This is a genomic window from Flavivirga aquatica, from assembly GCF_001747085.1.
GTDB lineage: Bacteria > Bacteroidota > Bacteroidia > Flavobacteriales > Flavobacteriaceae > Algibacter_C > Algibacter_C aquatica.
Window position 1 is genome coordinate 337,969 of the sequence record NZ_MDJD01000054.1, and the last position, 21,614, is coordinate 359,582.

Annotated in this window: 18 protein-coding genes; 3 read left to right on the forward strand and 15 right to left on the reverse strand. The window is 30.9% G+C overall.

The genetic code is table 11. The features are described from left to right. The first annotated feature begins 361 nt into the window (after positions 1-361). On the forward strand, positions 362-5,512 hold the full coding sequence (locus A8C32_RS15780) for a DUF8693 domain-containing protein (protein WP_069831372.1): 5,151 nt from the start codon (positions 362-364) through the stop codon (positions 5,510-5,512). A 59-nt stretch (positions 5,513-5,571) separates the two neighbouring features. On the opposite strand, the gene hisS is transcribed toward A8C32_RS15780, so the two are convergent. The 6 genes from hisS to rpsF all read right to left on the reverse strand — a co-directional run bounded on the left by hisS (position 5,572) and on the right by rpsF (position 9,830). Then, positions 5,572-6,951, reverse strand: coding sequence for a histidine--tRNA ligase (hisS, locus tag A8C32_RS15785; RefSeq protein ID WP_069831373.1), 1,380 nt, complete (start codon positions 6,949-6,951; stop codon positions 5,572-5,574). Positions 6,952-7,021: 70 nt separating this feature from the next. Further along, positions 7,022-7,489 carry a DUF6495 family protein gene (locus tag A8C32_RS15790; protein ID WP_069831374.1) on the reverse strand — a complete coding sequence of 156 codons (468 nt, stop codon included), beginning with the start codon at positions 7,487-7,489 and terminating at the stop codon, positions 7,022-7,024. 567 nt (positions 7,490-8,056) lie between these two features. Beyond that, positions 8,057-8,215, reverse strand: coding sequence for a hypothetical protein (locus tag A8C32_RS20780; protein WP_165605857.1), 159 nt, complete (start codon positions 8,213-8,215; stop codon positions 8,057-8,059). Positions 8,216-8,727: 512 nt separating this feature from the next. Next, on the reverse strand, positions 8,728-9,177 hold the full coding sequence (gene rplI, locus A8C32_RS15795; protein ID WP_069831375.1) for a 50S ribosomal protein L9: 450 nt from the start codon (positions 9,175-9,177) through the stop codon (positions 8,728-8,730). A gap of 15 nt (positions 9,178-9,192) precedes the next feature. Continuing rightward, a complete protein-coding gene (rpsR, locus tag A8C32_RS15800) occupies positions 9,193-9,492 on the reverse strand; it encodes a 30S ribosomal protein S18 (RefSeq protein WP_205635414.1) in 300 nt (99 codons plus the stop codon). Beyond that, positions 9,492-9,830, reverse strand: coding sequence for a 30S ribosomal protein S6 (rpsF, locus tag A8C32_RS15805; protein ID WP_069831377.1), 339 nt, complete (start codon positions 9,828-9,830; stop codon positions 9,492-9,494). Before rpsF ends, rpsR begins: the two co-directional genes overlap by 1 nt. A 222-nt stretch (positions 9,831-10,052) precedes the next feature. On the opposite strand from rpsF, the gene A8C32_RS15810 reads away from it, so the two are divergent. Continuing rightward, on the forward strand, positions 10,053-10,748 hold the full coding sequence (locus A8C32_RS15810; RefSeq protein ID WP_069831378.1) for a LytR/AlgR family response regulator transcription factor: 696 nt from the start codon (positions 10,053-10,055) through the stop codon (positions 10,746-10,748). 82 nt (positions 10,749-10,830) lie between these two features. Here A8C32_RS15810 and priA read toward each other — a convergent pair whose 3' ends face one another. The 4 genes from priA to nadC form a co-directional block, all read right to left on the reverse strand. After that, positions 10,831-13,284: a replication restart helicase PriA gene (gene priA, locus A8C32_RS15815; protein WP_069831379.1), complete on the reverse strand. Its 2,454-nt coding sequence runs from the start codon at positions 13,282-13,284 to the stop codon at positions 10,831-10,833. Positions 13,285-13,333: 49 nt separating this feature from the next. Beyond that, entirely contained in the window at positions 13,334-13,756 is a 423-nt protein-coding gene (locus A8C32_RS15820; protein ID WP_069831380.1) for a DUF2147 domain-containing protein, read from the reverse strand. Positions 13,757-13,758: 2 nt separating this feature from the next. Further along, the gene (locus A8C32_RS15825; protein ID WP_069831381.1) at positions 13,759-14,700 is read right to left on the reverse strand and encodes a YihY/virulence factor BrkB family protein; all 942 of its coding nucleotides are present in this window, start codon (positions 14,698-14,700) and stop codon (positions 13,759-13,761) included. Positions 14,701-14,805: 105 nt separating this feature from the next. Further along, on the reverse strand, positions 14,806-15,663 hold the full coding sequence (nadC, locus tag A8C32_RS15830) for a carboxylating nicotinate-nucleotide diphosphorylase (protein WP_069831382.1): 858 nt from the start codon (positions 15,661-15,663) through the stop codon (positions 14,806-14,808). 129 nt (positions 15,664-15,792) lie between these two features. Between nadC and rlmH the strand changes: the two genes are divergently transcribed. After that, entirely contained in the window at positions 15,793-16,266 is a 474-nt protein-coding gene (gene rlmH / locus A8C32_RS15835) for a 23S rRNA (pseudouridine(1915)-N(3))-methyltransferase RlmH (RefSeq protein ID WP_069831383.1), read from the forward strand. A 50-nt stretch (positions 16,267-16,316) separates the two neighbouring features. On the opposite strand, the gene A8C32_RS15840 is transcribed toward rlmH, so the two are convergent. The 5 genes from A8C32_RS15840 to A8C32_RS15860 form a co-directional block, all read right to left on the reverse strand. Continuing rightward, positions 16,317-16,559: an MmcQ/YjbR family DNA-binding protein gene (locus A8C32_RS15840; RefSeq protein WP_069831384.1), complete on the reverse strand. Its 243-nt coding sequence runs from the start codon at positions 16,557-16,559 to the stop codon at positions 16,317-16,319. A gap of 62 nt (positions 16,560-16,621) precedes the next feature. Continuing rightward, the gene (gene hpf / locus A8C32_RS15845; protein ID WP_069831385.1) at positions 16,622-16,921 is read right to left on the reverse strand and encodes a ribosome hibernation-promoting factor, HPF/YfiA family; all 300 of its coding nucleotides are present in this window, start codon (positions 16,919-16,921) and stop codon (positions 16,622-16,624) included. A gap of 89 nt (positions 16,922-17,010) precedes the next feature. Beyond that, a complete protein-coding gene (locus A8C32_RS15850) occupies positions 17,011-18,213 on the reverse strand; it encodes a hypothetical protein (RefSeq protein WP_123803462.1) in 1,203 nt (400 codons plus the stop codon). Between the two features lie 119 nt (positions 18,214-18,332). Next, positions 18,333-19,103, reverse strand: coding sequence for an outer membrane lipoprotein-sorting protein (locus tag A8C32_RS15855; RefSeq protein ID WP_069831387.1), 771 nt, complete (start codon positions 19,101-19,103; stop codon positions 18,333-18,335). Positions 19,104-19,120: 17 nt separating this feature from the next. After that, positions 19,121-21,502 carry an efflux RND transporter permease subunit gene (locus A8C32_RS15860; protein ID WP_069831388.1) on the reverse strand — a complete coding sequence of 794 codons (2,382 nt, stop codon included), beginning with the start codon at positions 21,500-21,502 and terminating at the stop codon, positions 19,121-19,123. Between the last annotated feature and the right edge of the window lie 112 nt (positions 21,503-21,614).

Sequence of the window (21,614 nt, forward strand, 5' to 3'; positions counted from 1 at the left end):
CAACACAAACTATAAGATTTTTCTTTAAAAAGCAAATTTTAAAACAAAAAAACAATAATTATAGAATCATACTTAAATAATCTTGATTTTATTATAACTATTTATATAACAGCACTTTAAAACACAACATTATTCTCCCCTCTCTTTTAAAGGTGCTACTACAAATAATAACACAAAACTTAAAACCCGTCACTTAAATAAAAAAATATTAAAAACAAAACTTTTTAACATTAAAAACGATTAAAATTGTAAGAATTAAACTATTAAATATGTTATAAAATAAGTATTTTCTTGCTTTTAATAAAGTAATTACATATGTTTGATAATAAGTAATCAACTCTAATCATAATTTTTAACACAAATGAAAAAGTTTTACTCCCCGCCCAAACAAGTCCTAATCGTCCTATTTTCAATACTCAGCTATTTATCAATAGCTCAGGATTTTAATGTTCAACACCTCCAAGATGATATTAATAATTTAGGAGGTACAAATACCAGTTTTACAGCTGTTTCTTCTTTAAACAATGCAGTTGCCTTAGCTAACAATAATAGAAAAACCCATGGTGGCTCCAACGGCGTAACTGCTGCCAGAGAAGGAGACGATATGGCAGGAGCAAGAGTTCTTACAGCTACAAACACTTTAACTTATTTTAGAGAATCTGGATCGCAAGCAGAAAACACGAGATTCAACACTTCAATATGGGAATATACTGGTTCTGGAGGAGGAGCAAATGAAATGATTGTAAGAGGGCGTTATGCTGTCGATCTAAATGGGGGAACTTATACGATAAATCAAGCCATATCTGGTATAACAAATGCAGATAAATGTATCCCTTTTATTACGGGAATTATGAACAATTCTGGAACAGACGATGCCGATTCCGGAACCGCCATTGCTTATTTAACAAGTAGCACTAATTTAAGAATAGAAAAAGGGGGTACAAACGTACCTGATGTAAGGGTATATATAACACTTGTGGAGTTTACAGGATCTAATTGGACAGTTTTACATGGAGATTCTGGTGATGTATCAGGTGACACTGGTACCATAACACTTTTTGATGGTTCGGATGGCACAGGAACAGCTACAGATGTAAGTAGTTGGAATAACGCTATTATATTTAGCCATCATAGAGGAGATACTGATACTGGAGGAACTAATGATTCTCATTCCGATAATTGGCCATCTATAAAAAATGGAGCAAATAACCAAAGTGTAGACTGGACCTTCTTCTCTTCACACGATTCAGATGGAACTAATCGGCACTTTGTTCATGTGTTAGCTAACGCAGGAATTAGCGTAACCCGTTTTTCGGATACTTCTAGTGCTACAAGTGTAACTATTGACATAACATCGGCTGCATTAACAGACTTAAATCAATCCTTAATTGTAGGCTCATCATATCACAGTGGAACGGGAGCTGGCTATGGTAGAGGTTGGAGAAATTACAAATTAAACTCCTTAACCGAAGCTGAACATTGGGTACATAGAGCTGGTGGGGGTACATCTACTTTAGGCCACGAAATTCAAATTGTAAATTTAGCTAACGCTGGTAATATTACTCAAGGCCCTGGAGGGGTTACATCTAATATAGAATTATGGCTTAAAGCAGATTCTGGTGTAGAAGAAGCTGCTAGTGATAGCGCAGAAGATACAGATCCTGTCTTAAATTGGCTAGACAAAAGTGGAAATAGTAATGATGCGACACAAGCAACTGTCCCTAATCAACCTCTTTTTGATGCAACAGCCATTAATTTTAACCCTATGGTTCATTTTGATGGTACTAATCATGAAATGCTTGCAACCACAGCACCAAATTCAACCATGACCATCTTTGCCGTTGCTGAAGGTACTTTTAGCACAACTAAAAACTTATTAGATTTTAATGCTGGAGCTACTGGTTCCATTGTTTTAGAACAAACAGCTTCAACAACCCTACAAAGTCGCTATTTTAATGGAGCAACACCTACTGGAGTTATTACTACAACCATAGCAGATGCTACTCCCTTTTTAGCAAACTACGATTTTGTTGCTAATTCAAATTCCGAATTATTTAGCGGCGGTGTTACACAAGGAACAGCTGCTACAAATGCATATACTTTACCTGCAAGTGTAACCACTGGTATAGGTACAGATCCTAATGATATTAACAGAAGATGGGATGGTGGTATTGCTGAATTAATTGTTTACAATAAATCCATAACTTCTGGAGAAAGAGATCAAATTGAATCGTACCTAGCTATTAAATACGGAATGACTTTAGGTGCTAATGGTATTTCTCAAGATTATGTAGCTTCAGACGGTACTGTAATTTGGGATCAAGCTGCAAATAGTGGTTTTAATTTTAACGTAGCTGGTATAGGTCTAGATAATGATTCAGAATTAAACCAAAAACAATCCAAATCAACCAACACTTCAGATGATATTACTATAGGTATTATAGATATAGCAACTTCAAATAGCACAAATACTAACACCTTTTTTGCTGATAAAACTTTTTTAATGTGGGGTAATGATAATGGTTCAACAGCTGCGGGCACTCCAATAAATAAAGATTTTGGTGCTGGAACTGGTGTAACAACAAACGTAAGTTTTACGCCTATTGGTAGAAAATGGAAAATTGTTGTAAAAGATTCTGTTCCTACTATTAAATTATCAATACCCGAATCTATGGTATCTTCAACATTAACTTCTGGTGGCTCATATGTTATGGCTATATCAGATGATGCTTCATTTACTACAAATGTAACCTCCGCTACTATGGAAGATGTAGGATCGGAATTGGAAGTCGACTTCTATTTTGAAGGCACAAAATATATTACTTTTGGTTATGCTCCAGAGTCTGCTACCTTATCAAGAGCTGCTTCTTTTGATGGTACAAATGCCTACCTCACTGCTGGAGATGTAAACGATTTAGCTAATACAAATTATACAATTAGTGCCTGGGTTAAAAGAAACGTAGGAGAAGATAAATTTGATGTCGTATCTAAAAGAAATTATTTTAACGAAGAAAATGCTCTACCAGAAGCCTATACACATGGTTACGCTTTTAGAATAAATTCAACAGGACAATTTCGAATGGTTTGGAGAGACCCTGCTGACTCCTCAAATAATGTCATGCAAACAACCGCTACAATACCCGAAAATGAATGGCATCACATATGTGCCACTTTTGATATGGCTACTAATTTAACAAATTTATATATTGATGGTTTTCTAGAAGATAGTGATGATACTTTAGACCCTATGAATGTTCCCTCTGATGGACATTTTATGATAGGAGCCGCTCACTATATTAAAAGACAACAGAGAGCCAGGGGTAGTATAGATGAAGTACGCGTATGGGACGTTACATTATCTGCCGACCAAATACGGTATATCATGAATCAAGAAATTGAAAATAACTCGAATTTTGCAGATGGCAAAGTTTTACCTTCTGCTACAACTAGAAATGAAATTATCCCTATTCCATGGGCAAATCTAATAGGTTACTACCCTATGAGTACATTCATTTTTGGAAGTGTTAAAGACGAATCTAATAGTCGTAACGATGCTACTATGATTAATTATAATACTATAGATAGTCAAACTGCTCCTTTACCATATAAAACAGTACAAGATGGAGACTGGGACACTAGTACGACATGGGAAAATGGAGATGTACAATACCTGCCTGGAGTAACTTCGTATTTAGATGTTAATGAAACTATTGATTATAATATTGTTGAAATAGATCACAATGTTACCATGAATAACTCAAACACAACGCTTATTCCTGCTGCAAAAAATGGAAAAAGAGTTTTATTAGGTTTAGAAGTTAATAATACTGGTGATTTACAAATTAATGGTAATACTGCTACTAACACTGGTTTCGACTTAACAGTATCTCATTACCTAAAAATTGATGGCACTCTTGATTTAGAAGGTGAATCGCAATTAATTCAAGGTGAAAATAGTGATTTTGAGACAACAAGTACAGGTACTCTAGAGAGAGACCAACAAGGAAATGCTAGTACTTATCTGTATAATTATTGGTCTTCGCCTGTTGCACCTACTAGTAGTGGAAGTTACACTCTTCCAGATGTGTTTTCTGGAACGACTTTTTTAACCACAGGTATTAATGGTGCGGCATCTCCTTTATCGATTGCCGATTATTGGATATGGAAATATAATAACAGAGGAGGTAACACATATTCTGAATGGCAACATGTAAGAAGTACAGGTTCTTTAAACGCTGGGGAAGGCTTTACTATGAAAGGTCCTGGAGCATTAACCTCAAATCAAAATTATATTTTCCAAGGACAACCTAACAATGGAGATATTACTTTAACAATTAGTGCAGGTAATGATTATTTAGTTGGAAATCCATACCCATCTGCTATAGATGCTAATCAATTTATTATGGACAACTTAGGTACCACAGATGGTGGTAATAATGTTAATGGTAATATAATAAATGGCGCTTTATATTTCTGGGATCATTTTGCTAACAATACACATAATTTATCAGAATACGAAGGCGGTTATGCAACCTATACCCTTTTAGGCGGTGCTGTTGCTATTTCTAATGATACTAGAATTGATCCTTCTGGAACTAGTGGCACTAAAATCCCTGAAAGATATATTCCTGTTGCTCAAGGTTTCTTTGTATCTGCTGTTTTAGATCCTGCTCTTCCAGTAACAAACCCTGTTATTGGCGGTAGTTTGCTATTTAAAAACAGTCAGCGTATCTTCCAAAAAGAAACGGTTTCGGGTGCCAATACAGGATCTATATTTATTAAAAATAACTCAAAAAAGAAAGCATCTATCACCAATAAAAACACAGACGATAGACAAAAGATAAGATTGATGTTTGATTCTCCAGAAGGATATCATCGACAATTACTTGTCGGTATTGATGAAAACGCTTCAAACGATTTTGATTTAGGGTATGATGCTACATTAATTGAAAGTAATAAAGAGGATACATATTGGGTATTTAATAACAATAACTTTGTTATTCAAGCAGTCAATAATTTTAATAAAGAACAAAAATTACCAATTGGAATAAAAATTAGAACCAACGGTTTAGCTGAGTTAAAAATTGATACCCTTGAGAATATAGACGATAAACTAAATATATATATTCATGATAAAGAGTTAGATGTATATCATGATTTAAGAAAAGGTAGCTATAAAATACACCTAAATACAGGCGAATATTTAGATCGTTTTGAAATTACGTTCTTTGATCTAAATAATTTAGGTACAGATGATTTCGAAAAAAACAATTTAGAAGTCTTCTTTTCTAATGAAAAAGAGAGTATTATAATTAACAACCCAAAAACGAAACTAATTGATACCGTTAAACTATATAATATCTTAGGGCAACCTATTAAAACTTTTAATACAGAATCTAACGAAAGCTATATTGAACGTAAAACGGAAGCGTTATACCTAACTACTGGTGTTTATATTATTAAAGTAAAAGTTGAAAATACAATACTTTCTAAAAAAATTAGTATAAAATAATAGTAAATCAAGTTAATTGATTAATAGCAGCATAGAATAATCCTATTAATTCCCAGGGGTTATTCTATGTTTTTTATATGGACAATTAATGCTTCTAAATCAAATTTAAATTGCTCACCAGAATTCATATTCTTTAAAGTATACATATTAGAATTTATTTCCTCCTCTCCTACTAAAACTACAAATGGAATCTGACGTTTATTTGCATGATTCATTTGTTTTTTCATTTTAGCCGCATCAGGATATAATTCCGCGTTAATACCATGTAATCGTAGTTCCTTAATCGCTTTCAAACTAAAAAGCGCTTCTTTATCTCCAAAATTAATAAATAGTACCTCTACATTTTTGGTTACTGTTTCTGGAAACAAACCTAATTGTTCTAAAACTAAATATATTCTATCTAAACCAAAACTAATACCTACACCACTTACATTTTTTAATCCAAAAATACCAGTTAAATCATCATAACGACCACCGCCTCCAATAGAGCCTATTTTTACAGTTTTTGGTGCAGCTACTTCAAAAATAGCTCCTGTATAATAATTTAAACCACGAGCAAGTGTAACATCAAGTTGTAAAGTAGTTGTATTCAAACCTAATTCTGAAATAGCTGTATTTATAAATGCTAATTCTTCAATACCTTTCTTCCCTTCTTCTGAAGTCTCTAATATTCCTTTTAAACTTTCTATTTGAGATTCAAAAGATCCAGATAAAGTAAATAAAGGTTTCAGTTTATCGATTCCAGATTGCGGAATCCCTTTATTCAACATTTCTTCTTTTACCTTCTCTTCCCCTATTTTATCTAACTTATCAAGAGCTACAGTAAAATCGATTAATTTATCACTAGCTCCAATAACTTCGGCTATACCAGACAATATTTTACGATTATTAATTTTTATAGTAACGCCTTCCAGTTTTAATGCTGAAAATACCTGATCATAAAGCTGAATAAACTCAACTTCTTGCCAAAGAGATTTAGACCCCACTACATCGGCATCACACTGAAAGAACTCTCTAAAACGCCCATTTTGAGGTCTATCTGCACGCCATACAGGTTGTATTTGATAGCGTTTAAACGGAAACTCAATATCATTCTGGTGCTGTACAACATAACGCGCAAAGGGTACTGTAAGGTCGTAACGCAATGCTTTTTCTGAAATACTTGATATTAATTTGTTAGAATCCTTAGTCTCATATGCTTCACTATTTGCTTTAGCTAAATAATCTCCAGAATTTAATATCTTAAAAATTAAACGGTCTCCTTCTTCACCATACTTCCCCATTAAAGTTGATGAGTTTTCAAAACTAGGTGTTTCTATAGGTTGAAATCCAAATGTTTGAAAAGTACCTCTAATAGCATTGAAAATATAATTTCTTTTTGCTACCTGTTCTGGATTAAAATCTCTGGTTCCTTTTGGTGTACTTGGTTTTTGAGCCATTTAACTATAATTGAAAATATGATTTTTTTAAAAATTGGATTCCTGCGTTCTCAGCAATGACAAAAATAATTTAATTTATTAGCTTATTAAAATAATTAAACAAATCGCCTTTAGTAATAGCCGCTCCTTGTTCAATCATTTTAAACTTATCTAAGTTTTTGTCTTCTGTATATTCTTTATCTGCTTGCAAAAATTCAACATTGTCATCCATTAAATTTTCACGCAGCCATTTATAACCTTCTGAAGTTGTAATATCTACATCGTTTTTAAGTGTAAGTGCTATAACATGCATTTTATCTTCCCCTAAACGAAATAAATACATGTGTTGCGGTGATATATGCTCTAAATATTCTGCTTTGTTTAAAACACCTTCCCATATTAAATCACTAAACACATCTAGCTCCATTTCTGCGAGCTCAGGTTTATTAGTTTTTAAATTAGCCCACTCATCTGCTGTAATAGATTGAGTAGCTAAAAAATTAATAAATTCTTGATGTAATTCTTCAAATTGTTCTTTTGTAAGTCTACGATATTTCATAATAAAAATGCGCCCTAATTAAAGAGCGCAAATTTAGTAATATATAATTATTTAATACATTTAAATTTAACAAGGTTTTTTCCAAATAGAACCATTAGCTATATATACAAAATCTATAGGCTCTTTTTCTCCTATTTAGCCAACACTGTTAAATTTTAAAGTTTCACTGTCTACTTCTTTCTATTTCATATAAATCCCAATTATCTCCTGCTCCGTATTTCTCAAATAAACGCACACCATCTACAGTATCTTCTACTTTCCATTCTACAGAACCATGTAAAAAAAATTTAAAGATAAATTACATCCAGTTTCGAAAATTATTTTATTACTAACATCTACAGCATCCCATCTACAAGATTGTAGAGCTTTTATTAATTCCTCTACAGAATCTGAAGCAGTTGTCTCACTTACATCTGTAATATTAATTAATCTGTAGTTTTAGTAAACCCTACTACACTAGCCAATATAGTAGCTGTAATGGTTGTTCTTTCTTCTTAATCGAACAAAGTTTCATTATCTATAGAAATTTCTCCTGTAGCTCTGTCAATAACTAATGCATTTATGCTTTCATTTTGTAAAGAAGAACACAATAGTTCCTTCTGTTGTAGCAAATTTAGTAGATGTTAACGCCATACCTTTTATCGAGTTTTCTTCTACAATTATTGCTGCAATCTTTTCTAACTCTATTTCGGGGTCAAAAACATTCGTAATATTTATAATGAACATCGTCCATTTAGATGCATCATTAGTTTTAACTAAAACTTCTCCTACTTACTTTTGTTTTAATTTTATAATTAAATACTTAAACTTTAACAATACTAAGTTCTCCTGTTTCACTGTTTATACTTAATGCGCCTTCTGGTTCCTGTTTTATAATAATACTATAAATCAAAGTTCTTGTTGTAGTTGTTGCAGAAATATGACTTATACTAGTCGTTTTTACCGTATTTTATTCAATGATATATACCTGATTCTAACAGATATAACTAGCACAATTGAATCATCATTAATTATTACATGGAGTAATTGACAAACATACAAATAGTATAATTACTATAAAATTTAGGGTTAAATTAATATTTAGATAAGAAATCTAATTTTTCATTAAAATACTTGTATCTGTTTTTCTTATAAATTTTATAAAACAAAAACGTCTAGTTATTTGAATAACTAGACGTTTTTTTGAGTGTACAAAAATTTGTAATACACACAACTTTAATTATTACAAGTAATAAATATTAAGCTTGTGCTATTACTTCAAATGGTAACTCTACAGATACTTCTCTATGTAAACGTACTACGGCATTATATTTACCTAAACGTTTTACACTTCCACCAATAACATTGATGAATTTTTTATCTATTGTTTGTCCTTCTTTTTCTATAGCAGCTGCAACATCAATATTATTTACTGAACCAAATAATTTATCTCCTGCACCAACTTTTGAAGCTATTTTAATTTCTAACGCTTTTAAAGCTTCTGCAACTTTATTAGCATCATCAACTATTTTCTTCTCTTTAAAAGCTCTTTGCTTTAAGTTCTCTGCTAAAACTTTCTTTGCAGATACTGTAGCTAAAATAGCTTGTCCTTGAGGAATTAAAAAATTTCTACCATAACCGTTCTTAACTGTTACAACATCGTCTTTAAATCCTAAATTTTCAACGTCTTGTTTTAATATAAGTTCCATTGTGTTATCGGTATTTTATTTTAATAAATCTGCTACATAAGGCATCAACGCTAAGTGACGAGCTCTTTTTACAGCTACAGACACTTTTCTTTGAAACTTTAATGAAGTTCCTGTTAAACGTCTTGGTAAAATTTTACCTTGTTCGTTTACAAACTTTAATAAGAAATCTGGATCTTTATAATCAATATATTTAATACCAGATTTTTTGAAACGACAATATTTCTTTTGCTTATTAGTTTCAATATTAAGTGGAGTTAAATATCTAATTTCTCCGTCTTTTTTTCCTTTTGATTGTTGTTCTATCGATGACATAATTAAGCTTTTTGTTTAAGTTTAACTCTTCTTCTCTCTGCCCAAGAAATAGCATGTTTATCTAACGTAACTGTTAAATAACGCATAAAACGCTCATCACGTCTAAACTCTACTTCTAGTGGAGTAATAACTTCTCCTGGTACAGTGTACTCAAATAAGTGATAGAAACCACTTTTCTTGTTTTGTATTGGGTAAGCTAATTTTTTTAGTCCCCAATCTTCTTTAGCTATCATCTTAGCGCCGTTAGAAACAAGAAAATCTTCGTATTTCTTTACTGTTTCCTTTATCTGATCTTCAGATAAAACGGGATTTAAGATGAAAACAGTTTCATAATGATTCATAAAAATCGTATTTATTGTTAAAAATTGGCTGCAAAAGTAAGTAATTTACATTTATAATACAACAATTTTATTTTTATTACACTATAATTTTATCTTTGTAAAATAAAGGTATTTCAATATGTTAAAAAAATGCAAAAACTAGCACTTTAACGATGATTTTTGGTTTTTAGCCGAATTTTTTGTACTATTGTCGATATCTTAACCGAACTAATATAAAATGTTATGACTTTAAACTGTGTAGTAGTAGATGATTCAGCAATACAACGTCTTTCCATTGTTAAGTTAGTCGAAAACCATTCGTCTCTAAACTTAATTGCGGAGTACAGTAGTGCCTTGGAAACTAAAAATGGTTTAAATACGCATCAAGTAGACTTAATTTTTTTAGACATTGAAATGCCAGTGTTAAATGGTTTTGAACTTTTAGACGTATTAAACAATAAACCACAAATTATTTTTGTAACCGGTAAAACAGAATACGCTTTTAAAGCTTTTAATTATGATGCTACCGATTATTTACACAAACCCATCACTAGAGAGCGTTTTAACACCTCTGTAGATAAAGCTCTAGAACAACATAGATTAACTTTAGATTTTAATGAAGAAGAAGGAGAACATATTTTTGTAAAAAGTAATCTTAAGAAACGTAAAGTTTATATTAAAGATATTAAATGGATTGAAGCTCTTGGTGATTATGTAAAATTAGTTACAGAAGAAAACAGCTTGGTAGTATTATCTACTATGAAATCTTTTGAAGCTGAATTGCCAGAAGGTAAATTTTTAAGAATACATAAATCATATATTGTTAATCTCGATAAGATTGACAGATTTAATAGTAAAAATGTTGAAGTTGGTGCTTATGAAATCCCTTTAAGCAGAAACAAAAAGACTCAACTAGTAGACGCTTTAAACAATATTTAAACAAATACTCCCTAACCAACCACCAACCCCCTAATAAAGAGCTAGTTTAAGTAAAGATTTTTTTTGGAAAATTTATATTTGTCTAAAAGTTATCAACATTTAAGATTACTCTCACAGACCTAAAGTCTTTAACACTAAGAAAGCTATTATTTATTCTAATAATAGCTTCCTTGGTTTTCCCTAACGATTGTTGCTTAGGAATTTTCACTAAAATATTTTTATGAAATTGATTTCTAATTCTAGCTATTGGTGGCGATTCTGGACCTAAAACATAATCTTTAAAAACCCGCCTTAGTGATTTAGCATACCATATAGATGCAGTCTCTACTCTATTATAATCCTTATGTTTTAATGTAATTTTTATTTGCTTATAAATAGGCGGATATTTATAATTATATCGATCGTTTATTTGCTCTTTAAACATATCTATATAATTATTATTAGAAACTTGTTGCAATATATTATGATGCGGATTATAAGTTTGAATTAAAACCTTACCTCTTTCCTCGGTACGCCCTGCTCTACCAGATACCTGGGACATAAGTTGGAAACTACGTTCATGCGCTCTAAAATCTGGAAAATTAAGCATATTATCGGCATTCATGATACCAACCAATTTAACATTCCTAAAATCTAAACCTTTAGTAAGCATTTGTGTACCTACCAAAATATCGATTTCTTGCTGCTCTAAAGCGGTTATTATTTTTTCGTAACCATATTTCCCTCTTGTGGTATCTAAATCCATACGAGCTACTTTATGATCTGGAAATAATATTTTTACTTCCTCCTCTATTTGCTCTGTACCAAACCCCTTATTATCTAAATCTTGACCTCCACAAGCCATACAATCCCTTTTCATAATCTCTACATAACCACAATAATGGCAACGTAATTGTTTTCTATATTGATGATAGGTCAAACTCACATCGCAATTAGGACATTGCGGTGAATGCCCACAAGTTTTACACTCAACTATAGGAGAAAAACCTCGTCTGTTTTGAAATAAAATAATTTGATGTTTTTCATTTAACGTTTCTGTTATTTCTTCAATAAGTCTATCACTAAAATGCCCCCGCATAAGTTTCTTTTTAAACCTCTCTTTTATATCTACTAATTCGATATCGGGCATCATAATATTATTGTAACGTTTTGTTATTTCTACTAAACCATACTTATTTTGTTTTGCATTAAAATAACTTTCTAAACTTGGTGTTGCAGACCCCAAAAGTGTTTTGGCTCCATGTATACTTGCTAAAACAACAGATGTGTCCCGAGCATGATAACGTGGTGCAGGATCAAACTGTTTAAAAGACTGTTCATGCTCTTCGTCGACAATTATTAAACCTAAATTATTAAAGGGTAAAAAAATGGATGAGCGTGCTCCTAAAACTATTTTAGCTTTCTCGGAATTGTGTAAAACATGATTCCATACCTCAACACGTTCATGAGATGAATACTTAGAATGAAAAACAGCCACTTGATCTCCAAAGTAGTTCTCCAAACGCTTTACTAATTGCGTTGTTAACGCTATTTCTGGAAGTAAATACAAAACTTGCTTACCTTGATCTATAATGGTTTTTATTAGTTTAACGTATACCTCAGTTTTACCAGAAGATGTTACACCATGAAGCAATGTAACATGATGTGTTTCAAAAGTCATTTTAATTTCACTTAAAGCTGTTTCTTGGTACGAATTAAGAGCTTTAGTGGCTTCATTATCTTCTCCTGAATATTGTACCCTATCGGTCTGAATATGATACTCTTCAAGAATACCTTTGTCTATCAACGATTTTATAATAGAAGATGAAGCACCACTTTCAACAGATAAATCTGAAACTTTTACAGGCTTTTTATCTCCAGCAGAAAGCATAAATAAAGTCATAACAACCTGACGCTGTTTAGGTGCTCTACCTAGATCCTCTAATAATTTTTGAAGTGTCACTTCCGAAGAAAAATTAGTATGTAATTTAACATATCTAACCAACTTAGGTTTATACTTTTCGTAAACTTCTTCTTCTACAACAACAGCTTCTTTTTCTATAAGCCTTTTAATTACTGGGAGTACATTTTTTTTATCTAGTATATTAGATATATCGTGAATCTTTAAAGAAGATTGATGATTAAGCGCTTCGTAAACCAAAAACTCATCATCCTTTAAAATAGATTCATCAATAGTTTTTATCTTATTTTTAATAACAACTGTCTCACTTTCTAAAATAAAGGCGCTAGGTAATGCTGCACGCATCATATCTCCCATAGTGCACATATAATATTTAGCTACCCATTGCCATAATTTTAGCTGCTTTTCATGAATTATTGGGGTTTCATCTAAAATTTGCTGAATATCTTTTGCCTCATAAGCTAAAGGCGCTTCATTATGAATTCTATAAACAATACCTGTGTAAATTTTTGACTTTCCAAATGGTACAGCAACTCGCATACCTACTTTTAGAAAATCAAATTCTGATGCTGTAATACTATATGTAAATAGTTTTTTTAGCGGTACAGGTATAATAACGTCTATAAAAAAGTTCAAAATGAGTATTTGATTGTTAAATAATTATTTAATAATTCTTTATCTATTTTTAATCAACAATACGTTTCCAATATTGTGTAGCATATAAAAACGAAATATAACCTCTTACTTGTAATACATTTTTCTCCTCAAGCTTTAAACGACAGTTATATTTTTTTCCGTTTTCTGGATTAAAAATAGTTCCATTATTATAATAGTCACCATCTTTTTCCATATTCTTAATTAAAACTAAGCCTAAAACAGGTTTGTCTTTTTCATCACCTTCACATTTTCGGCATAAGGCTTCCTTCTTTTTAGGGTTTAATATCTCTATAATCTTCCCAAAAACTTTACCATCTTTTTCATAAATTTCTATTATAGACTTTTCTTTATTTGTTTCATTATCAATAGTTTTCCATTTCCCCAAAATATCCTGAGAAAACATTGAAAACGACATCAAACATAAAATACCACAGCATAAAGAAGCTCTCATAACTAACAACGTTTTTTAAGTTTATTTAAAGAAGCATTTAACTCATACCCTAAAAGTAAAATATTAGCATTAAGCAACAAATAAAACAATAGGATTAGTAACGCTCCAATCGAACCATATAACTTATTGTATTGTCCAAAATTTTCTATATATAATCCAAATAAATACGATGACATAATAATAAGCAAGGTTGTAAACAATGCGCCTATTGAAAAGAAGTTAGAAAGTTTGCCTTCCTTAGTTCCAAAATAATACAGTGTAGCAGTAGCTAAATACACCATTATAACAAAAAACACATATTTAACAACGTCTGTCCAAAAAATACTTTGCTGCTCTACTTTGTAACCCCTATTTTCAAGTGCTTCTAATAAATTTTGAACTACATAAATTTGAAAATACCCTAAAACTGCTATAGTAATAATTAGCAAAAAGGCTAAAATTAAAGCTATTCCTAAAGCATATAAATATTGACGAAATATATTTCTAGCTAGCTGTTGATGATACGAATTTTCAAAACCTGAAAATACAGCATTTACACCATTCGCCATTAATGTTATAGATAAAACAAAAACTGAAGACAATAAACCTCCACGCTGTGACTGATCTATATTTTCAAATATATTTTGAAAGAAAAAATCTGAAGTATTTGGTGGTAAAAACGATTCTAGAAATCTTAAAAACTCAATTTTAAAATCATCAATAGGTACATAAGGAATTATAATTAAAACAAATAGTAAAAAAGGGAAGAGCGCCATAAAAAAGCTAAATGCAATAGCACTTGCTCGTGTTGTTAACGCACCTCTTACAATACCTGTAATATATAATTCTAATAAATCATAAAAAGATAAACCTTCCAGCCCTGGTAACTTTATTTGCTTAAAAAACCGTACCAAGACATTAATTCCAGGGATTTTGTCTAGTTTGTCTTCAATAGATTTGGTCATTAATAATTTGCTTTTAGTATTTATTGCAAAGTTATTAAAATTACGGTTGTATTGATTTTAAACTGCTAATAAACCAAATAATAAAAAGTGATTTTCAAAAAAACACTACATCGCCTTTAAACTCAAATCCATATTATGGACAGAATGTGTTAAAGCACCACAAGAAATATAATTCACACCGCACTCGGCATAATGTCTAATAGTCGTTTCGTTTATATTACCTGAAGATTCGGTAAGACATTTATCTCCTATTAGTTTTACTGCTTTTCTAGTATCTTCATAATCAAAATTATCAAGTAAAATTCTATAAATCCCATCATTCTGTAAAATTTCTTCTACTTCAGTTAAATTTCTAGCTTCTACCATAATTTGTAATTTTTTACCTGTATCTCTCAAGTATTGCTTAGTAGTTTCTACGGCTTTTGTTATACCTCCAGCAAAATCAATATGATTATCCTTTAGCATAATCATGTCATACAAAGCAAACCTATGATTTTCCCCTCCTCCTAATTTCACAGCCCACTTTTCTAAAACACGAATACCAGGAGTTGTTTTACGAGTATCTAAAATTCTTGTTTTTGTACCTTCTAGTAAATTAACAAACATTCTTGTTTTTGTAGCTATAGCACTCATACGCTGCATTGCATTTAAAACTGTACGCTCTGCTTTTAAGATAGATTGTGATGATCCTTCAACGTACATAACAATATCTCCATAAGTAACTTCGGTTCCATCCTCTATTCTTACATCTAACTTTAAGTTTTTATCGACATAAGCAAAAACCTTTTTTGCGAAATTAACACCTCCTATAACACCTTTATCTTTTACTAAAAGTTTAGCTTTTCCCTTTGCGTTTTCAGGGATACAAGCTAATGAACTATGGTCGCCATCTCCAACATCTTCTCTAATAGCATTAGATATTATCATTTTAACTTCTGTATCAAACTGCTCCTGTGTTATCATAATTAATTGTGAATTTGCAACAAAAATAAGAAATTGATTTACTATATTAAATTTTTACATTTACGAATTTTATGTTTTTTTGTTATTTAAATACATTATTCATAAATACTAAACAGTAATTTTGCTTTTATGACTATCAAACTTATTGCCATTGGCAAAACAGATAACAAACAACTTCAACAGCTAATTAACGAATACACAAAGCGTTTGGGCTTTTATATTAAGTTTTTATTGGAAATTATTCCTGATATAAAAAACACCAAAAATTTAAGTGAGGAACAACAAAAGCAAAAAGAAGGTGAACTTATTTTAAATAAGCTTATTACTACAGATGTTTTAATTCTGCTTGATGAAAATGGAAAACAATTTGATTCTGTTGGATTTTCATCCTATTTACAGAAACATATGAATTCTGGAATTAAACAATTGGTATTTGTTATTGGCGGACCTTATGGTTTTTCTAAAGATGTTTATAATAAATCAAATGGAAAAATATCATTATCTAAAATGACATTTTCTCATCAAATGATTCGTTTATTTTTTATTGAACAACTTTATAGAGGATTTACAATTTTAAAGAATGAACCTTATCATCACAGATAAATTATAAATTCTCCAATTCTTGCCTTTGCTTTTTAGTTAACTTAGATGTATCAGGAATGAAACCATCCATAACTGCTGTATTCCAATGTTTTTTTACTAAAATATGAAGGCTCTTCTAAGGCATGGTACTGTAACCGTAATTCTTCAATAGTTTCTGGATTACATTTTATACTAAAACTATCAAACATTTCAATATTTGTAGCGGTGAATATTTTCCCCATAACTTTAAATACTAAAACGTTTGGTAGTTTTGAAAAAGGAATAGATTCTGTAACTCCTTTTTTGATAAGCAATATGCTCTGTAATCTTCTATATTCATGCCTTAAATATAAAATAATTACGATCGCATTATTATTTAATGCGCGTATAATATTTGTTTGCGTTTTTCAAGCTGAATTTCAAGATCTTTTATTGTTTTCTTTACAGCATTTTCATAATTTTCTTCGTTAGATGTTGCAAACAACCGTGGTCCCGGAGCACTTAATTCTATTTTGCAAATTTTCCCTTTTGCTCTATCATTATGCTCCACTTCAAAATGAACCTCAGCATTAATAATCCAGTCATACTTTTTAAAAAGTTTTTCTAATTTTTCTGTAACGTATGTGTTCATAGATTCACTAGTTGCCATATGAACGTATTGAATGTTTATTGCCATAATATGAGTGTTTTTATATGTTTACTCAAAAATAATTTTCTTCCTCTTTATATTACATGATTTTTATCATATTCACCTTTCCTTTTTGTTTAAAAATATTTAGACATAGAGAATCTTAAAAAACTATCTTCTTTAAAATTAGATAGAATAAACTCTTTATTATCAATACTATTAAAAATTCTAGCTTCTATTTCTGCTTTCCAACTACTTCCAAAACGTCTGGATGCTTCAATGCTAAATATTTTACTACTAGACTCTAAATCTGAAATTCCTCCAATTAAAATAGAAGTATCTTGGGTATCATTAAAAGCTATTCTACTACCGAAAAAGACATCATTCTGTAAGGCATTTAAAGCTAACTCATCACGATCATCGTAAAGGTACTCTCCTAATACACCTATATCCAAACCATTACCATCTATATTACTAAATGTAAATTCTAAACCTGCTACTAAAGCAAAAAAATCTTGAGCTTTAGACGAACGGTAAATAGACTCTAATTTCCAAAGAAATGCATTGTGAGTTATTTGTAAATCTAACCCAGATTGATTAATTACAGGATAAAAAGCATTAATATTCCCTAAGGTATCAAATACAAATAAAGGCTCCCTTCCGTTTCCATAAAAATGAGATACACCAACATCGAAAGCACCAAAATAGTGAGACCATCTAAATGCTAAATCTTGACGCCATTCTTCAGCACCACTTTCATAATTTAAATCATCTTTATCTATAATTACAGGAAACCTTAATCTTCCTTTTTCTCCAGAGAATGTTCGTTTTCTATGATATGGTAGATAAAAAAAATCAAAGCTACCTATCTTCTTTGTAGTTAATGTAAATTGTGCCATGGGTTGTCCTAGTTTTTCTTCCCCATCAAAAGACTCCACTGCATCAGTTTGATTTATAATATCTACTAAATGATTACTTTCTGTAACGCCCCAATATATCTTTTTCAAACCAAGACTTAATTCCCAATTCTTTTTTGCTTTTTGGTAATAAAGTTCTCTTATATCCCAATGAGTACGTTCATCATCTCTATCAACTCTAAAGAATCCTGTAAAATTGATACTTTCATAACCTTTATTCCATTTTACTGCATATTCTGGAGTAAAAGCTAAAGAAGGGAAATGGCTTTCCTGTTTATTAAAAGCGGCATCATTATAAAAATATCTGTACTCTGCGGCTACTTCTAATTCAAAATCTTGTTCTACTTTATTCTCTTTTGTTTGTGCATTAATTGAACTTAATGACATTAACAGAGATGTATAAAAAACTATATGTATTTTCATTCTTATCTTTTTAAATAAAAAGCAATACCCAATAGCTACGCTACTATTAATCTATTAACTAAAAAAACCGATGATAAATTATAACTAAAGAGGTATTGCTTAATTGAATATAGTCTCTCTTAACTTCCCGTTCTAATTAAAGCATTTTGTGTAAAATCTTCTTCTGTTAATGCTACATCAAAATTATAATTTGAAAAAAATAAAACAGTTTCTTTATTACTTTGGTGATTAATCATATTAAAAGTAGCTGCTCTCCAAAATTTGTTTTTATATAATTTATATCCCGTATAGGTTAATGTCTTTAATAATGCATTTTTACGATCATAAAACTCCACTTTTTCTATTCTATATCCTTTATTCTTATTATAAGTTACCAAGCGCCTTGTATATCCAGATTTTTGATCGACTGGATCTTGCTCAACGATAAGAAGCTCTCCTTTTTCTTCAATAAACTTATAAGTATACTTTTCTACCTCTATTGAAGACAGATCCTCATATGCAAATTCGCTTCCAACAAAAGGTCCTGATTTATTATTTGATGAAATACGCTTTACTCGTTTTATTGATGGTAAAAATAACCATTGATCGTCTGAGCCAACTTTGTGTGTAAACGTTAATGTAGATGTTCCTTTTACATCCTTTGGACTATTAAAAACAATTAATGATTTATCCCCGTCTTCTGTAAGTTCTAATGTTTTAGTTGTTAGTGAACGTTCACTTGTTTGACCATTTTTATTTTTTAAGATCATCTTTAAATGTACTGTAGAACTTTTAAAACCTAAATCTGCTTGTTCTGCTGCTTTAGCTATTTCTAATCCGCGTGCTTCGGCAGATTGAGCCTGTATAACTATAGTACTTAATATTGCTAGTATAAAAATTATTTTTTTCATTTTTTTTATTTATTAAATTATTTATCGAAAGCTACTTGTGCTACTTTTTCGTTTGAAATGATTTTATCTTCTTTTTTACTTGTTAGAATTAATAATGATGGTAATAAAATAAAATCGATTACCAGAGCTGCAATAATGATAATTAACGTAATTCTTGCCATATAACTATTTAGAGCGAATGATGATGTAGATAGCACCGTAAACCCTGCTAACAGTACTACTGTTGTTGTTACAAGAGCTTTACCAACGGTTTCAAATGCATACACTACAGCTTGTTTAGAATTATAACCTAACTCTCTTTTTGCTCTTAAAAATTTACTCATAAAATGCACTGTATCGTCTACAATTATTCCCAAAGTCATTCCAAAAACTACCACCATTCCTGTATTAATTTGCCCTTTATAAAGTGCCCAAATACCAAAACCAACTAAAACAGGAGTCACATTAGGAATGATACTTAACAGCCCTAATTTGAAACTTCTTAAAGCTAACATAAGTACTAATGAAATTAATATAAGTGCCACTATATTTCCATTTAGCATGCTATCTGCTTGTCTAAAACCTAATTTAGAAAACATTAGTGTTGGGCTTACACCTATGGCATGCATCGCTTCTGGTGTATTGTTTTTTAACCAATTCTCTCCTCTTTTCGAGAACGCTATCATTTCTGCACTGGATATATTTTCTGTAGTTACTGTAACACGTGTTTCAGACTTATCAACATTTATTTGGTTGTTTAAATCCAATCCAAAAGGCAAAGACAATTCATAAAGTAATAGATACTGTGCTGCTTCATCACGATTTTCTGGTACGCGATAAAAATTTGTATCGTCTCCGTGCATGGAACGATTAACACGTCGAGCAATCTCACTAAAAGCATTTACATGTATAACCTCTGGTTGTTTCTTTAACCAATTTTCAAAAGCATTTAAATTTTTAAGATACTCTGGATTGTTAATACCTCCACTTTCTCCACTACCTACAGAATATTCAATGTTATAGATACCTGTTAAGTTTTCACTTATGTAATCTGTACTATTTCTAAAATCTACTGTCTTATCAAAATAATTAACAAACTCGTCATTAAAAGTATTTTTACTAGCTAAATAAGTTAAACCAGAAATAACTAATACAGAAATAATTGTAAGACGTACTGGTTGCTTAACAACAAAGTTTCCAAAAACAGTGTATAAACTACTTTTAATTGGAGTATCTGAAGCTTTTTTTACTTTAGATTTTACTGGTAAAATCGCCATTAAAGCTGGTAATGTTGTTGTGGAAAATAAAAAAGCCATCAACATACCAAAGGCTGTAATATTCCCTAAGTCCCAAAAAGGAGGAACATCTCCAAAGTTCATAGTTAAAAAACCAATAATGGTTGTTAAACTTGTAATAAAAACAGGCATAAAATTTAATCGCATGGCCTCTTTTAACGCATCAATCTTATTTAAGCCTTCCTTACGCATTTTTTGTAGCATAGTAACGAGTATATGAATACTATCTGCTACTGCTAAGGTGAGAATCATAGTTGGAAAAACAGCTGATGGTGGTGTTAACTTTATCCCCATAATACCAACAAAACCAATTGCACTAATAATAGAAAATAATACAACTATTAGAGTTGCAAATGTGCTAACAAAATTTCTAGTAAGTATTAATGTCGTAATAACAACAATAACCAACATGATCATGGTTAACATCAAATCTTTCATAGACGCTTCAAAAAAAGCTGTATTCATAGGTATTAACCCAGAAGAATGTATTTTTATTTTTGGGTGTTTCGTTTCAAAATTAGAAATCATATTTCTAACAAAAGGCGTGACTTCTCCTGGAATTTCGTTAATGTCTACCCCAGGAAGTTTTACAGTAATGTTTATGGCAGTAACACTTCCCGCTTCATTTATAATTCTATTAACGAGTAAAGGTTCCTTTAAAGCTATTTGCCTTATTTTTTTTATGTCGTCATCAGTTTTAAGTGATGATTCATAAGAAAGATCATCCACATATAAATCATCGCCCACAGCACGAGTATATTGATAATTAGTAATCGCATCTACTCTGGAAGAATATGGTGTATTCCAAGCTTCTTTAGTTAAAGCTTCAATAGCAGATAAATTGTTTTTCGTAAAAACATTACCATTTGAAGGTGATAATACCAAGACAACATTATCATCTTTTGTGTACTTTTCTTGAAGCGCATCAAAGGCTTCTAACTCTGGATTAGATTTACTAAAGAATACATGATAATCTCCATCAAATTCCATGTTTCCTTGCGAACCTAAACCTAATGCTAATAGCATTGTGATCAACAAAACGGGCCATTTAAATTTTATTACGAAGTTGGCCCAACTTTTCGCAAAAGCATTTGTGGCATTGCTTGCCTTTTTTAGTGCATTCATAATTCGATTTTTAATTAATTGACCGGTCGTCTATTTATTATAACCAGCTATTCATTTTGATTGATACTTATTTATATAACGATTATTTAAATATTAAAGAGGACAAAATCAT

Excerpts from the sequence above, each read along its gene's own strand:
- A8C32_RS15780 (WP_069831372.1), top strand. The coding sequence starts at position 362 with ATGAAAAAGTTTTACTCCCCGCCCAAACAAGTCCTAATCGTCCTATTT.
- A8C32_RS15810 (WP_069831378.1), top strand. The coding sequence starts at position 10,053 with ATGACTTTAAACTGTGTAGTAGTAGATGATTCAGCAATACAACGTCTT.
- A8C32_RS15850 (WP_123803462.1), bottom strand. The coding sequence starts at position 18,213 with ATGAAAATACATATAGTTTTTTATACATCTCTGTTAATGTCATTAAGT.
- A8C32_RS15820 (WP_069831380.1), bottom strand. The coding sequence starts at position 13,756 with ATGAGAGCTTCTTTATGCTGTGGTATTTTATGTTTGATGTCGTTTTCA.
- hisS (WP_069831373.1), bottom strand. The coding sequence starts at position 6,951 with ATGGCTCAAAAACCAAGTACACCAAAAGGAACCAGAGATTTTAATCCA.
- rlmH (WP_069831383.1), top strand. The coding sequence starts at position 15,793 with ATGACTATCAAACTTATTGCCATTGGCAAAACAGATAACAAACAACTT.
- hpf (WP_069831385.1), bottom strand. The coding sequence starts at position 16,921 with ATGGCAATAAACATTCAATACGTTCATATGGCAACTAGTGAATCTATG.
- rpsF (WP_069831377.1), bottom strand. The coding sequence starts at position 9,830 with ATGAATCATTATGAAACTGTTTTCATCTTAAATCCCGTTTTATCTGAA.
- A8C32_RS20780 (WP_165605857.1), bottom strand. The coding sequence starts at position 8,215 with ATGTTCATTATAAATATTACGAATGTTTTTGACCCCGAAATAGAGTTA.
- A8C32_RS15790 (WP_069831374.1), bottom strand. The coding sequence starts at position 7,489 with ATGAAATATCGTAGACTTACAAAAGAACAATTTGAAGAATTACATCAA.
- A8C32_RS15855 (WP_069831387.1), bottom strand. The coding sequence starts at position 19,103 with ATGAAAAAAATAATTTTTATACTAGCAATATTAAGTACTATAGTTATA.
- nadC (WP_069831382.1), bottom strand. The coding sequence starts at position 15,663 with ATGATAACACAGGAGCAGTTTGATACAGAAGTTAAAATGATAATATCT.
- A8C32_RS15825 (WP_069831381.1), bottom strand. The coding sequence starts at position 14,700 with ATGACCAAATCTATTGAAGACAAACTAGACAAAATCCCTGGAATTAAT.
- rplI (WP_069831375.1), bottom strand. The coding sequence starts at position 9,177 with ATGGAACTTATATTAAAACAAGACGTTGAAAATTTAGGATTTAAAGAC.
- A8C32_RS15860 (WP_069831388.1), bottom strand. The coding sequence starts at position 21,502 with ATGAATGCACTAAAAAAGGCAAGCAATGCCACAAATGCTTTTGCGAAA.